Origin of the sequence: Lysobacter sp. Hz25 (genome assembly GCF_046097045.1) — a bacterium.
GTDB classification, from domain to species: domain Bacteria; phylum Pseudomonadota; class Gammaproteobacteria; order Xanthomonadales; family Xanthomonadaceae; genus Lysobacter; species Lysobacter antibioticus_B.
Genome location: NZ_CP175666.1, coordinates 1,293,433 through 1,307,207, shown reverse-complemented (window position 1 = coordinate 1,307,207; position 13,775 = coordinate 1,293,433). Strand labels below are relative to the sequence as shown.

The window sequence follows — 13,775 nt, the reverse complement described above, 5'->3', positions numbered from 1 at the left end:
ACTCTACGGCGTGTTGGCCGGTGGTTGAGCGGCTTGTTGCTGCCGCAGTTGCGCGCGACGCGCTTCGATCCGCTTGCGGATGGCTTCCATCTGCGCCTGCTCGGTGAGCGGCGCGGATGCGTTGTTGTCGGTCTGTCCGGCTTCGTTGGGTTTGTTCTGCACCGGCGGTGGCGGCGCAGGCGGCACCTGCGAAACCGTGGAAGCCCGGTTCGTCTGCGACTGCGGCTGCGGCGAAGGCACCGGCATCGGCGGAGGCGGCACCGGACGCACGCCCGGTTGCGGCGCGCTGCCGGGCTGCGGCGGGGCGATCGCGGTCGGCGGTTCGCCGCCCTGGCCGTTGAACACGCGCAGGTCGAGTTCGCGGCGGCCTTCCGGCCCTTCGAACACGGCCCGGCGCGGCTCCAGCGAGGTCAGGCGCCAGGCCGGATGCGACTCGGGCACCTCGCCCAGCTTGACCCGCACCGACTCGCTGCCGTCGGCCGGCTGCAGGAAGGCCATCGACAACTGCGGAGTGATCAGCACGCTGGTCAGCAGATAGTCGAAAGCGGCCGCCTGGTTCTCGCCCTCGCCCTTGCCCTGCATGAAGAAGGGCTTGGGCCGGCGGTCGTCGACGAACAACGGGCGCGCGGCGATTTCGCCGTACTTGCTCAGGGGGCCGAGCGCATCGGTCGCGCTCTTGCGCACCTGCGGCAGGGCCTTGACCAGGCTCGGGTCTTCATCGAGCGGATCGACGCTGCGGCCCATGCCGGCGAGCGCCAGCACCCAGGTCAACAGCGCCCACCCGGCGGCGGTGGCCAGCAGCCAAGTGCGCGGGCTGGCGTCGTCAAGGCGCATTGGAAGTCACCGCCGGTGCGTTGGCATTGGATGCGGCGGCCGGCGCCGGGCTCGGGCGCAGGTAACCGTACAGATCGAAGCTGACGTCGAGACCGCCGTCGTTGGCCGGACCGGCCGTTCCGGGCACGAAGTAGCCGCGCGTCGACAGCAGGTTGAGGTTGCCGACGAACAAGCGCGGCGAGCCGCTTTCGAGCGAATGCAGCACCGCCGCGGTTTCGGGCGCGCCGCAGCGCAAGCGCACCTGCACCACCACGCGCGCATAGCGGTCGCGCCGCGGCTCGGCCAGCGGCGAGCGATTGACGATGCCGCAGCTGCGGTTGCCGGGGCTGGCCTCCAGCACCACCGTCTCCAGGCGCTGGACCAGGCCGGCGGTGGCGAGTTCGGCGGTGGCCTCGGGCAGGAAGCCGGGACGGCTGGCCTGCTGCTTGCGCACCTCCTCCAGGCGCAGGCGGATCTGCGGGGCCTGCTTGAGTTCCATGCGCTGGCGCAGTTCGCGCTCTTGCAGATTGTCGATCTGTTCGCCGGCTTCCATCATCGGCACCGTCCACCACGGGTGGACCAGCACCGCATAGGCGATCGCGAGCGCGGCCAGCAGCAGGCCCAGTGCGAGCCAGCGCTCGCGGTCGGCGGCCCAGGTACGCCAGTTACTGCTCACGCGCGGCCTCCGGGGTCTGCTGTTTGGGCGGGCCGATCTCGGCGGTCAGGGTGAAACGGTCGCGGCTCGTCGCCGGGTCGGGCTGGACCGCGCCGGTCAGGGCCGGCGAGCGCCACAGCTTGGTGCCCTGCAGCTTGCCGATCAGCGACGAAGCCTCGCGGCTCAGGCCGATCATCAACAGGCTTTCGTCCTCGATCGCGAGCTTCTCCAGATAAGTCGAATCGGGCAAACGGCGACTGAGCTCGTCGATCACCTCGACCGTGCTCGGGCGCGCGGCGCGGGTGCGGTCGAGGAAGGCCTGGCCGTCGATCAGGTCGACCAGCAGCTGGCGCTGGGTCGCGGCCTGGCGCGCGGCGTTGGCGTTCTTGGCGATGGTCTGCTGCAAGGTCTGGCTGGCCTCGCGGCGGTTTTCGAGCACCTGCCACATCGCGGCGGCGAGCGCGAACAGCGCGACCGCGGCCAAGGCCAGGTTCCAGTAACGGAAGGGGTCGCTGCGGGTGCGGCGCTGCGACGGCGCCAGCAGGTTGACCCCGAGCGGCACGCCGTCGGCGCCGGCGACCTCGATCCCGGACAGGGTCGAAGCCAGCGGCCCGATCGCGACGAGCTGCGGGTCCAGCGATTGGCGCGGCACCGCCACCAATTCGGCGTCGAGCTGGCCGTCGCCGTCGCGGCGGGCCAGCACGCGCGCGTCGTAGGCGACGGCGTCGGCGGTGAAAGGGGTCTGGCGGTCGATCTCGAAACCGACCACGTCGCGCAGGCGGTCGGCGGCGGCGGCCGGCAAGGTCAGGCGCCGGCGCAGGCTCGCGGCCGGCGGCAACAGCAGCCAACGCGGCAACTCGCCGACGCGCGGCGGCAGCAACGGCGCCAGCGGATCGGCGGCGACGGCGCCGGCCGGTGCATTCAAATCGGCCAGGCTCGGCAGCACGGCCAAGTCGCGCACCTCGTTGGCCTGCTGCAGGCGCAGGTGCACGCTGTCGCCGTCGACCTGCAACAACAAACGGCCGCGATCCACGCCCAAGGCCTGGCGCATGCGCAACGGCAACCACGAGGCCAGAGTACGTCCCCACCACGAGAAGAAGCCGCCCGCTCCGGGTGCGAAGCGCGCGCTTAAACGTCTGAACCGGTTTTCCCCCAACCGGCTTTCGGCAACCTGCGAGTTCATCGTGACGAAGCTCCCTCCTCCCAACGCAGCGGTGTATAGGCCATTCCGGGAACGGAACTCCCCCCTGCACGCACAACCACTCGCAATACCGATTCACGGCCATCCGCTAGCCGTGCATGGCTGTCGATACTATAGGTGCCGCTGCGTTCGCCGACGAGACCAGCGAGTTCGCCGCCGACTTGCGCACCCGTCAACTGTGACCCGGGCGGCGTTCTGCGCCGTTGCTCTACGAGCTGGGCGCCGTTCATTCCCATAGCATCCAATACTTCCTTCGCCGCGAACGCCGGCTCCGGGCGCGTACGACCGCTGTAAACCGTGACCAGCGGCTCGATCTTGGCATACAGCGCCGGCGTCATGCCCAGCACTTGTTCCAACTCTGCAACGCTTTCGAATTCGGCATCCTTGGCGCCGTAAGGGCGGCCGGCGGACGCGTAGTCGGCGTCTTCGGCGCCGCCTGCGGGTTGGGTCAAGGTGTCGGCATCGCGCCAGTCGAGGATGGCCGCGGCCAGGCGCGCGGCCTCGCCCTGCTCCATCCCGCCCACGCCCTGGATCAACGCGGTCAGCAAGGCGAAATCGCCCTGGTTGAGGTCGACCTTGCCGTTCTCGTCGACGATCTTGATCTCGAGCTTGGCCTCGCCGAAGCGCCATGGATTCGGGCGCCCATCGGGCTGCCACTGCAGCTTGGTGTCGGTCATCGCCACCCGCGTCATCGCGTATTCGAGCCCGGCCCGGGCGGCGTTCTGCGCGACCAGGCCGCGCACCAGCACCCGCCCTTGCAGGTTCTCGGTGCGCGCCGACAACGCGAATGCGCCAATCAGCGCAGTCAGCAGAGCGATCACCCACAGCACCAAAAGAAGCGCCGCTCCACGCGAGCGCCGGGACGCGGTTACCGCATCACGACGTCTTCCAACGCAAACCCGCCGCTGCGCCGCGCGCTGCGCGATGCCGTCTGCTGTCGTCCTCGTGGCTCGGACTGTCTTCATCACAGCTCCGGCACGAAGCCGCCGGCCGTCGCGCTGGCCAGCGGCAGGGCCACCACCAGCGGCGGCCAGGCACGGCCGTCGCGGTCGGTGAGTGTGACTTCCACGAACAAAGGCAGTTGCTCCGGCGTCTGCCAGCGCTCTTGCCATTCGCCGAGTTCGCCGCGTTGCGGGTCCATCGAACGGTAACGGAAGCGCGCCGACTTCAGGCCCTCGACCAGCAGCTCGGGCGGACGCTCGCGTGCCTCCTTGATGGTTTCGCCGGCCAGCACCATCGACAAGGACAACAGGATGCGGGCCTGGTCGCCATCACCTTCGATCACGAAGTCGTGCAGGTACGGCCCGCCCTGGCCCAGGTAATCGGGCAGGTCGGCGACGAAACGCAGGCGGTCGGGTTCGCCGACGAAGCGCTGCGGCACCGCGGTGCTCTGGTCGAACGCGAACGGAATCGGCCGGGTCGCGGCGATGCGCTTGCGCAGGAAGCCTTCGACTGCGCGTTCGCGTTCGCTGCGCTGGGCAAGGGCCTCGCCGCGTGTGGCGGTTTTTGTCGCCGCCGACAGAGTAGCGAAAGCCAAGGTCAGGCCAGCCACCAGCAGCACCATCGCCAGCAGCACTTCGATCAGGGTGAAACCGCGCATGCGCTGGCGCGAGGACACGCCATGCATCGCCTTCATCGGATCCACCGAGCGCGCCATCAGAACTGCACCTCGTTGGAGGCGGCCGAGCTGCGCAAGGTACGCAGCAGCAGGCGCCGACCGCCGCCGCCCTCGCCCCACTCCACCGCCAGTTGGACCTCGAACAAGCGCATCGCATTCGGATCGATGGGCTGCGACGAGGCCGGCATGGGATCGCGCCACGGCGCCACCCCGAGGGTCCAGCGATAGCGGCCGTTCTCGAACTCGCCGCTGCGTTGACCGGGCTTGAGCGGTTGCCCGACCCCGACCTGGTCCATCAGCGATTGCGCATACAAGGCGGCGCGGCCGGCATCGCTGGACCAGCGCACCTGCCGCGTCGCGCCCGACAAGGTGCCGAGCAACAAGGACAGCGCCATCGCCAGCAAAGCGAAGGCGACGATCACTTCCAGCAAGGTGTAGCCGCGTTGGCGCGACGACGGCGCGCGAGGCAGCGCGCCGGGACGGCGCAAAGAACCGGCCGACGCGGCGGACCGCGCACGCGCGCTCATCGCGGCGCCTCGCCGCGCTTGAGCTTGACCTCGCCGGTCAGCCAGGCGACATCGACGTTCCACGCCGCCTGCTTGACGTTGAGCTTGATCCGCCCGCCGGTGGACGCGCCGTCGGCGAAGAACATGATCGCGCCCTCGCCGCGGCGCGGCTGCACTTCGCGCGCGCCGGTGAAGGTCACTCCAACCGCCTTGGGAATATCCCCATTGCGCCCGTTCGGCGCGGTCCAGGTGCGCGCCGCCGGATCGATGGTGAACTTCTGCGAACGCCCGGTCGAGATCGCCTGGCTGCGCGTATAGCGCAGTTGCGAGGCGATTTCCTTGGACGCCGAGCGCAGCTGCATGCCGCTCATGCCGCCGCTCATCATGCCGACGGTCAACACGCCGATCGCCGCGATCAGGGCGATCACCAACAGCATTTCCAGCAGCGACATGCCGCGCATCGCCGCCGACCGCGGCGGGCCGCCTGCGCGGCTCGCACGCACGGCGCACGCGGGAGCGCGCCGGACGGCGTTCGCCCAGGCCCGGTCCCCCCGCCCTCCGGCGGAGGGCCTGTGCCGCAGGCGTTTCATCGCAGGCGCTTACTCAGTTGTTCTTGATGTCGCCGTCGACGCTGCTGCCGCCGGCCTTGCCGTCCTTGCCGTAGCTGACCAGGTCGTAGGGACCGCTTTCGCCGGGTTGGCGGTACTCGATCGCATGACCCCACGGGTCCTTCAACTCGGTTTCCTTGGCGTACGGCCCCAACCAACCGTTGGCGTCGGCCGGTTGCTTGACCAGTTCCTCGAGCGAACCCGGCAGGCGGCCGGTGTCCATCTGGAACGAGTCGATCTTGCCGGCGAGGGTCTGCACCTGGCCCTTGGCGAGGTTGTAGTCGCCGCGGTCCTTGCCGCCCAGCACGCGATTGCCGACGAAGGCGAGAACTGCGCCGATCAGCACGATCACGATGATGATCTCGATCAGGCTCATACCGCGCTGGCCGGCCGGGGACGGGGAACGGGTAATCGAACGGGGATTGCGCATCTCAGTGATCATCCATAGTGGTAGGTTCTGGACAGACGTTGTGCTTCAACGGACGAGGCGGGGCAACGGGGTCGAAGCCGACCGCCCGCATCCGCAGACTGCATAGGATTCTGTTCCGCGCCGATTGGCGAAGTTCGCGCGAATCCGGCTCCGGTACAGCCGGCGTTCAAGCGCACGGCGTGAACGGGCGCCCCGGGGCGACGGCGAGCGAGCGCGAACATCGCCATGCTCAACCGATCGCATTGGTAAGGTCGTACAGCGGCAGCAACACCGCCATCACGACCGTGGCGACGACGCCGGCCAGGACTACGGTCACCACCGGGACCAAGGCGGCGAGCATGCGGTCCAGGGCCATGCCGGTGTCCTGCTCGAAGGTCTCGGCGGTCTTCATCAGCATCGCGTCGAGCGCGCCGGACTCCTCGCCGACCTGGATCATCTGCAGGGCCAGGCGCGGGAAACGCTTGCCCTTGCCGAGCGCGGTCGACAGCGCGACGCCGTTCTTGACGTCTTCGCCGGCGGCATCGACGTCGGCGGCGAGGATGCGGTTGTTGAGCACGTTGCGGCCGATGCCGATCGCCGTCATCAACGGCACGCCGTTGCGTACCAGGGTGCCGAGCGTGCGCGCCAGGCGCGCGGTCTCGATCTTGGCGATCAGCGGGCCGACGAACTTGCGCTTGAGCAGCCAGGCATCGAGCGCCTCGCGGAACGCCGGGTCGCGGCGCTTGCGGTCGAACCAGAGGAAGCCGAGTGCGGGAATCGCGATCAATACGATCCACCAGTCGCGCACGAACAGGCCGAGCCACAGCACCACTTGCGTGAACATCGGCAGCTCGGCATCGAGGCTTTCGTACATCGCACCGAACTGCGGCACCACGTAACCGAGCAGGAACATCAGGCTCACGCCGACCATGACCATCAGGATCGCCGGGTAGATCAGCGCGTTGATGACCCGGCCCTGCAGCACCCGGCTGCGTTCGAGGTAGTCGTCGAGGCGCGACAGGGTCTCGTGCAGATTGCCGCCGGCCTCGCCGGCCCGAACCATGTTGATGTACAGGCGCGAGAAGGTGCCGTGCTGTCGCTCCAGCGCGACCGACAGCGAGGTACCGCCACGCACCGCGTCGCGGATGTCGGCGACCGTGCTCTTGGCCGTGTCGTCCTCGGGCAGGTCGAGCAGGATGGTCAGCGCGCGGTCCAGCGGCTGGCCGGCGCCGAGCAAGGTCGACAACTGTTGGGTGAACTGCACCAGCCGCGCCCCGGTGAAGGGCTTGGGCTTGAACAAGGCCTTCCACGACGAAGACGCCCCCGCTTCCGAGGCCAGCTTGGCCTCGACCGGCAGATGCCCCTGCTCCTGCAGGCGCTGCACGACTTCGGTGCTGCTGGCGGCCTCCATCTGGCCATCGAGCAGCTCACCGCGCGCGTTCAGGGCTTTGTAGTGGTAGAGGGGCATAAAGGCCGGGAATCGGGAATGGGGAATCGAGAATCGGTTAAGGCCAAAGCATCGGAACTTCGAAGCCAGGGGAATGGACCAGGCGGGACGACCACGATTCCCGACTCCCCACTCCCGATTCCCGGCTCTCAAGCATCCTCGGTCACCCGCAGCACTTCCTCGATCGTGGTCTGGCCGGCGAGCGCCTTGACGATGCCGTCCTCGTACATGGTGCGCATGCCGGCGCTGTCGCGCGCGATCTGTTCGATCTCGCCCATGCCGGCGTGACGCATCACCGCGCGCCGCAGCTCGTCGTTCATGACCAGGAATTCCATGATCGTGGTGCGGCCGTGGTAACCGCTGGGCGCCAGCGCCGAACCGCGCGGACGGAACAGGTAGATGTCGCCCTCGGGTTGGTAGCGGCGCAGGTTGAACTTGTCGATTTCCTCGGGCGAGGCGAGGTATTTCTCGGCATGGGTCGGCTCGAGCCGGCGCACCAGGCGCTGGGCCAGGATGCCGTTGATCGTCGAGGTCAGCAGATAGTCTTCCACGCCCATGTCGAGCAGGCGGGTGATGCCGCCGGCGGCGTTGTTGGTGTGCAGCGTGCTCAGCACCAAGTGGCCGGTCAGCGCCGACTGGATCGCGATGCGGCAGGTCTCCAGATCGCGCATTTCGCCGATCATGATGATGTCCGGGTCTTGGCGGACGATCGAACGCAGCGCATGCGAGAAGTCGAGACCGATCTGCGGCTTGGCCTGGATCTGGTTGATGCCTTCGATCTGGTACTCGACCGGGTCTTCGACGGTGATGATCTTGACGTCGCTGGTGTTGAGCTTGCTCAGCGCCGTATACAAGGTGGTGGTCTTGCCCGAACCGGTCGGGCCGGTCACCAGCATGATGCCGTGCGGCTGGTCGAGCACCTTCTGGAACTGCGGCAGGAATTCGTCGGTGAAGCCGAGCTTGTAGAAATCGAACACGACCGTCTCGCGGTCGAGCAGTCGCATCACCACCGACTCGCCGTGCGCGGTCGGCACGGTGCTGACGCGCAGGTCGAGCTCCTTGCCCTGCACCCGCAGCATGATGCGGCCGTCCTGCGGCAGGCGGCGCTCGGCGATGTTGAGCTTGGCCATGATCTTGATGCGGCTGATCACCGCGGCGGTGAGGTTGGCCGGCGGGCTCTCGCCCTCGGCCAGCACGCCGTCGACGCGGTAGCGCACCTTCAGACGGTTCTCGAACGGCTCGATGTGGATGTCCGAGGCGCGCAGCTCGACCGCGCGCTGGATCACCAGGTTGACCAGGCGGATCACCGGCGCTTCCGAAGCCAGGTCGCGCAGATGCTCGACGTCGTCGAGATCGCCCGCGCCCTCGCCTTCGGCAGTCTCGACGATCGCGCCCATCGCGCTGCGGCCCTGGCCGTACCAGCGCTCGACCAGGTCGCCGACCTCCGAGCGCAGCGCCACGTAGGGGCGGATCTCGCGCTGGGTCGCCAGGCGCAGGGCGTCGAGCTGGTAGATGTCCTGCGGGTCGGCCATCAGCACGTCGACGTGGTGCTCGCCCTCGCCGACCGGGCAGACCGCAAACTGCTTCATGAACTTGGGCGTCAGCGCCACCCCCTCGGGCGGCAGCTCGGGCGCGTCCTTGATGCTGACCAAGGGCAGGTCCAGCGCCGCGGCCACGGTTTCGGCGTGGTCGCGCTCGGACACCAGCCCCAGCCGCGCCAACAGCGCGAGCAGGCTGCCGCCGGTCTCCTCCTGGAGCCGGCGCGCACGCGCCAGGTCGGGCTCCTTGAGACGCCCCTTCGCCAGCAAGGCATCGACGATGCGGATGTCGACCGCGGCCTGGGCGTCCCCCGCCGGTAAGGCGCTGGCGCTCGGTTCGTTGGATGTGGCTACTGCGTTCACGTCACCCTCCTGCGCGTGATTCCCCGACTTTAGCAGTTTCATTCGCAGTCTCGACCAGCCCTGAACAGCGCCGGTGAGCGTCGGTGAGATAACCCCGGTCGTCGAGTCGTCAATCAGGATGCCCGGCCCGCGTCGCAGGGCTTCGGATTCATGAACAGGCGCAGTTACGGACTGAAAGATCAGTCACATTTTATTTGCGCGAGCGCCATCGGGCGGCCATGCCGGTGCAGCGGAGCTGTGCTAATTGGCGACGCGCGCTCGCAACCGCATCGGAATGTGTGACACCACCACTGTCGGTCGATCCGGGCGATGCCGGCGAGTCGGCCCGAGCACAAAAACAAACGGACGCCCGAATGGGCGTCCGTTCTATAGGCAACGATCGAGCGACCTTGCCGCGTGGCTTAGCCCACCCACACCCGCGCATTGCGGAACATACGCAGCCACGGCGAGTCGCCGCTCCAGTCGCGCGGCGACCAGCTGAAGTTGGCGTTGCGCAGGGTGCGCTCGGGGTGCGGCATCAGGATCGTGGCGCGACCGTCGTTGCTGGTCAGGCCGGCGATGCCGTCGGGCGAGCCGTTCGGGTTCAGCGGGTAGCGGTCGGCGATGCGGCCGTCGCCGTCGATATAACGCAGCGAGACGTTGGCCGCGGTCTGGTCGAGGTTGCTGGCGAAGCTGGCCTGGCCTTCGCCGTGGGCGACCGCGACCGGGATGCGCGAGCCGGCCATGCCGCGGAAGAACAGCGACGGCGACTCGGCCACTTCGAGCAGGCCCAGGCGAGCTTCGAACTGTTCGCTGCGGTTGCGCAGGAACACCGGCCAATGCTCGGCGCCGGGAACGATCGGCTTGAGCTGGGCCAGCATCTGGCAGCCGTTGCAGACGCCGAGCGAGAAGCTGTCTTCGCGGGCGAAGAACGCGGCGAAAGCGTCGCGCAGGGCGCTGCGTTCGAGGATGCTGGTGGCCCAACCGCGGCCGGCACCGAGCACGTCGCCGTAGCTGAAGCCGCCGCAGGCGGCGAAGCCCTTGAAGTCTTCGAGCTGGAAGCGGCCGCTGATCAGGTCGCTCATGTGCACGTCGAAAGCTTCGAAGCCGGCGCGGTCGAAAGCCGCGGCCATTTCGATCTGGCCGTTGACGCCCTGCTCGCGCAGGATCGCCACCTTCGGGCGCACGCCGGTGTTGATGAAGGGTGCGGCGACGTCCTCGGCGGTGTCGAAGCTCAACCTGGGCTTGAGGCCCGGCGCGCTGAAGTCGCGCGCGATCGCCCGCTCTTCGTCGGCGCACTCGGGGTTGTCGCGCAGCTTCTGCAGCGCATGGCTGGTCGACCACCAGGCATCGAACAACTCGTCCCAACGCCATTCGACCAGGACCTTGCCGTCTTCTTTCACGCGTACCGCGGCCGCCGTAGTCGGCTTGGCGATGCGCTGAGCGCAGTCGATCAGGCCGTGGCGGGCGACCAGGTCGGCGAATTCGGCGCGGTCCTCGGCGGCGATCTGCACGATCGCGCCGAGCTCTTCGTTGAACAAGGTGCGGAACGGATCCTCGCCCCAGCCGTCGAGGCTGATGTCGAGGCCCAGGCGCGAGCAGAACGCCATTTCCGACAGCGCGGCGAAGGCGCCGCCGTCGCTGCGGTCGTGATAGGCGAGCAACAAACCGGCTTCGCGCGCATCGCGGATCAGCTCGAAGAAATCGCGCAGACGCTCCGGACTGTCGAGGTCGGGCACGCCGGTTTCATGGCGCGCGCCCTCGCCCGGCAGGCCGGCGAAGGCAGGCAAGCCGCCGTCGCTGCCGGCTTCCGGATGGCACTGGGCCAGCACCGAACCGCCGAGGCGTTGCTTGCCGGCGCCCAGGCCGATCAACCACAGCTCGCTGTCGGGGTCGCGCGACAACAGCGGGGTCAGCTGCTGGCGCACGTCGACCACCGGCGCGAACGCGCTGACGATCAACGACACCGGCGACACCGACTTCGAGGCGTTCTCGCCCGAGCCCCATTGCGCTTGCATCGACAAGGAGTCCTTGCCGACCGGGATGCTCAGTTCGAGTTCCGGGCACAGCTCCAGGCCGACCGCCTTGACCGCGTCGAACAGCAGCGCGTCTTCGCCCGGATGCGAGGCGGCGGCCATCCAGTTCGCCGACAGCTTGATGCGGTTCAGCGATTCGACCGGCGCGGCGCACAGGTTGGTGATCGCCTCGCCGACCGCCATGCGCGCCGCGGCGGCGGCATCGAGCAAGGCCAGCGGCGTGCGTTCGCCGATCGCCATCGCTTCGCCGACGTGGCCGTCGAAGTCCGACAAGGTGATCGCGCAATCGGCCAGCGGCAACTGCCAGGGGCCGATCATCTGGTCGCGGGCGACCAGGCCGCCGACGGTGCGGTCGCCGATGGTGATGAGGAAGTTCTTGGCGGCCACGGTCGGGTGCGCGAGCACGCGCAAACCGGCGTCGCGCAGATCCAGCCCGCCCCACTGCAGCGCCGGCCACGGCGCATCGGCGGGATAACGGGTGTCGCGATGCATCTTCGGCGGCTTGCCGAACAGCAGGTCCATGGGCAAGTCGATCGGCCAATCGGCGTCGGCGATCTTGTTCTCGCCATACACCGATTCGACCGTCGCGCCGTAGCCGACCACCAAGCGCTCTTCGGCGGTCGCATAGCCGACCACTGCGAAGGGGCAGCGCTCGCGCTCGCAGATCGCGGCGAAGTCGGCGACGCGGTCGGCCGGCAGGCCGAGCACGTAGCGTTCCTGCGATTCGTTGCACCACAGCTGCATCGGCGACAGCGAGGGATCGTCGCTCGGCACCTTGGCCAGGTCGATCACGCCGCCGAGGCCGGAATCGTGCAGCAGCTCGGGAATCGCGTTCGACAGACCGCCGGCGCCGACATCGTGCGCGCTGTCGATCGGATTGGCTTCGCCGAGCGCGACGCAGCGGTCGATGACTTCCTGGCAGCGACGCTCCATCTCCGGGTTGTCGCGCTGGACGCTGGCGAAGTCGAGCGCTTCGGCGCTGTCGCCGGAAGCGACCGAGCTGGCCGCGCCGCCGCCGAGGCCGATCAGCATCGCCGGGCCGCCGAGCACGATCACCGCATGCCCCGGCTTCAGGCCGAGCTTGGCGACCTGCACCCGGTCGATCGCGCCGAGACCGCCGGCCAGCATGATCGGCTTGTCGTAGGCGCGGGCGAGGCTGGTGTTGCCGGCCTGGCCTTCGGACAGCTCGAAGCTGCGGAAATAACCGACCAGGTTCGGGCGGCCGAATTCGTTGTTGAAGGCGGCCGCGCCGAGCGGGCCGTCGAGCATGATTTCCAGGGCCGGGGCCATGCGCGGATTGAGCGCGCGTTCGCCTTCCCACGGCTGCGGCAGGGTTGGGATGCGCAGGTGCGACACGCTGAAACCGCACAGACCCGCCTTGGGACGGCCGCCGCGACCGGTCGCGCCTTCGTCGCGGATCTCGCCGCCGTTGCCGGTGCTCGCACCGGGGAACGGCGCGATCGCGGTCGGGTGGTTATGGGTTTCGACCTTGATGCAGAACGCTGAGGGAATCTGCGCTTCGGCCGCATAGGCCTGGCTGCCGGGTTGCGGGCGGAAGCGCCGCGCCGGATAACCTTCGACCACCGCCGCGTTGTCGCTGTACGCCGAGAGCGTGTTCTCCGGCGTCTGCGCGTGGGTGTGCTTGATCATCTTGAACAGCGACTGCGGCTGCTCGCGGCCTTCCAGCGTCCAGGAAGCGTTGAAGATCTTGTGCCGGCAATGCTCGGAGTTGGCCTGCGCGAACATCATCAGTTCGACGTCGGACGGGGTGCGGCCGAGCGCGCCGTAACGCTCGCGCAGGTAGCCGATTTCGTCGTCGGCCAGGGCCAGGCCGAGGCGGCTGTTGGCGGCTTCGAGATCGTCCAGGGCGATGCGTTCGAGCTCGCCGCGCGCGGGCACGACGAACAGCGCCGCCGCATCGTCGCGCGCTTCGAGCAGCGACTGGGTCATCGGGTCGTGCAGGACCTTGGCCAGCGCGCCCTGGGTGGCGGCGTCGCTCGGCCAGCCTTCCAGGTCGTAGCGGGTGCCGCGTTCGACGCGCTTGACCGGCTGGCCGGCGCCGCGCAGCAATTCGGTGGCCTTGCTCGCCCACGGCGACAAGGTGCCCAGGCGCGGCGTCACGTAGCGCGAGACCGCCGCATCGCTGCGGGCGGCTTCATGCGGTTCGGCCTGGAGGATGCGGCGCAGGGTCGCGTCGTCGGGCGTAGCGCCGGTGTCGGGCTCGACCCAGTAGACGGGCCAGGCATCGAGCAGGCGGATACTCGGATGAAGGGCGGACAGTCGAGCTTGGAGACGCTCGCGGCGGAACGAAGACAGGGCCGAATGGCCCTCGAGGACGATCATGTCCGGGGAACCGTGCAACGCAGGGCCCGGTATTGTATCCAAAACCGCCCTCGAGCTTCGGCCCGGCACCCGACCGGGCCGCGCGGCGGTCCACGGCCCCTTGGCCGGCGCGGCCGAAGTGCCCGCTTCCCTCCCCCCGGCTGCCGCCCCTTTCCGTCTTCGGACCGTACCCGGCCGCCGGCGAAACGCAGCCCCGGAAACGACATCGCCGCCCGGTGGGCGGCGATGCGGTCGAACCTGGCCCGGAGTATCCGGGCGC

At 68.8% G+C, this 13,775-nt stretch carries 11 protein-coding genes; all 11 read right to left on the bottom strand.

All coding sequences use genetic code 11. The features are described from left to right. Positions 1–3: 3 nt before the first annotated feature. The 11 genes from ACKN61_RS05445 to purL all read right to left on the bottom strand — a co-directional run bounded on the left by ACKN61_RS05445 (position 4) and on the right by purL (position 13,516). Positions 4–834, bottom strand: coding sequence for a hypothetical protein (locus ACKN61_RS05445; RefSeq protein ID WP_031371562.1), 831 nt, complete (start codon positions 832–834; stop codon positions 4–6). After that, positions 824–1,489, bottom strand: coding sequence for a type II secretion system protein GspM (gspM, locus tag ACKN61_RS05440; RefSeq protein WP_223619711.1), 666 nt, complete (start codon positions 1,487–1,489; stop codon positions 824–826). Before gspM ends, ACKN61_RS05445 begins: the two co-directional genes overlap by 11 nt. Next, on the bottom strand, positions 1,479–2,651 hold the full coding sequence (locus tag ACKN61_RS05435; RefSeq protein WP_408952642.1) for a PilN domain-containing protein: 1,173 nt from the start codon (positions 2,649–2,651) through the stop codon (positions 1,479–1,481). Before ACKN61_RS05435 ends, gspM begins: the two co-directional genes overlap by 11 nt. Next, a complete protein-coding gene (locus ACKN61_RS05430) occupies positions 2,648–3,499 on the bottom strand; it encodes a general secretion pathway protein GspK (RefSeq protein WP_408953764.1) in 852 nt (283 codons plus the stop codon). Before ACKN61_RS05430 ends, ACKN61_RS05435 begins: the two co-directional genes overlap by 4 nt. 134 nt (positions 3,500–3,633) lie before the next feature. Beyond that, positions 3,634–4,296 (bottom strand): prepilin-type N-terminal cleavage/methylation domain-containing protein, encoded by a 663-nt coding sequence (locus ACKN61_RS05425; RefSeq protein WP_408953763.1) that lies wholly within the window; start codon positions 4,294–4,296, stop codon positions 3,634–3,636. Positions 4,297–4,325: 29 nt separating this feature from the next. Further along, positions 4,326–4,814 (bottom strand): type II secretion system protein XpsI, encoded by a 489-nt coding sequence (xpsI, locus tag ACKN61_RS05420; protein WP_408952641.1) that lies wholly within the window; start codon positions 4,812–4,814, stop codon positions 4,326–4,328. After that, positions 4,811–5,254 carry a type II secretion system protein XpsH gene (gene xpsH, locus ACKN61_RS05415; RefSeq protein ID WP_408952640.1) on the bottom strand — a complete coding sequence of 148 codons (444 nt, stop codon included), beginning with the start codon at positions 5,252–5,254 and terminating at the stop codon, positions 4,811–4,813. Before xpsH ends, xpsI begins: the two co-directional genes overlap by 4 nt. 142 nt (positions 5,255–5,396) lie before the next feature. After that, a complete protein-coding gene (gene gspG / locus ACKN61_RS05410) occupies positions 5,397–5,831 on the bottom strand; it encodes a type II secretion system major pseudopilin GspG (RefSeq protein ID WP_057916903.1) in 435 nt (144 codons plus the stop codon). A 229-nt stretch (positions 5,832–6,060) separates the two neighbouring features. Further along, on the bottom strand, positions 6,061–7,278 hold the full coding sequence (gene xpsF, locus ACKN61_RS05405) for a type II secretion system protein XpsF (RefSeq protein WP_408952639.1): 1,218 nt from the start codon (positions 7,276–7,278) through the stop codon (positions 6,061–6,063). Between the two features lie 128 nt (positions 7,279–7,406). Next, positions 7,407–9,200, bottom strand: coding sequence for a type II secretion system ATPase GspE (gene gspE, locus ACKN61_RS05400; RefSeq protein ID WP_408952638.1), 1,794 nt, complete (start codon positions 9,198–9,200; stop codon positions 7,407–7,409). A 359-nt stretch (positions 9,201–9,559) separates the two neighbouring features. After that, entirely contained in the window at positions 9,560–13,516 is a 3,957-nt protein-coding gene (gene purL / locus ACKN61_RS05395; protein WP_408952637.1) for a phosphoribosylformylglycinamidine synthase, read from the bottom strand. Between the last annotated feature and the right edge of the window lie 259 nt (positions 13,517–13,775).

Excerpts from the sequence above, each read along its gene's own strand:
- ACKN61_RS05445 (WP_031371562.1), bottom strand. The coding sequence starts at position 834 with ATGCGCCTTGACGACGCCAGCCCGCGCACTTGGCTGCTGGCCACCGCC.
- ACKN61_RS05435 (WP_408952642.1), bottom strand. The coding sequence starts at position 2,651 with ATGAACTCGCAGGTTGCCGAAAGCCGGTTGGGGGAAAACCGGTTCAGA.
- ACKN61_RS05425 (WP_408953763.1), bottom strand. The coding sequence starts at position 4,296 with ATGCATGGCGTGTCCTCGCGCCAGCGCATGCGCGGTTTCACCCTGATC.
- xpsI (WP_408952641.1), bottom strand. The coding sequence starts at position 4,814 with ATGAGCGCGCGTGCGCGGTCCGCCGCGTCGGCCGGTTCTTTGCGCCGT.
- xpsH (WP_408952640.1), bottom strand. The coding sequence starts at position 5,254 with ATGCGCGGCATGTCGCTGCTGGAAATGCTGTTGGTGATCGCCCTGATC.
- gspG (WP_057916903.1), bottom strand. The coding sequence starts at position 5,831 with ATGCGCAATCCCCGTTCGATTACCCGTTCCCCGTCCCCGGCCGGCCAG.
- xpsF (WP_408952639.1), bottom strand. The coding sequence starts at position 7,278 with ATGCCCCTCTACCACTACAAAGCCCTGAACGCGCGCGGTGAGCTGCTC.
- gspE (WP_408952638.1), bottom strand. The coding sequence starts at position 9,200 with ATGAAACTGCTAAAGTCGGGGAATCACGCGCAGGAGGGTGACGTGAAC.
- purL (WP_408952637.1), bottom strand. The coding sequence starts at position 13,516 with ATGATCGTCCTCGAGGGCCATTCGGCCCTGTCTTCGTTCCGCCGCGAG.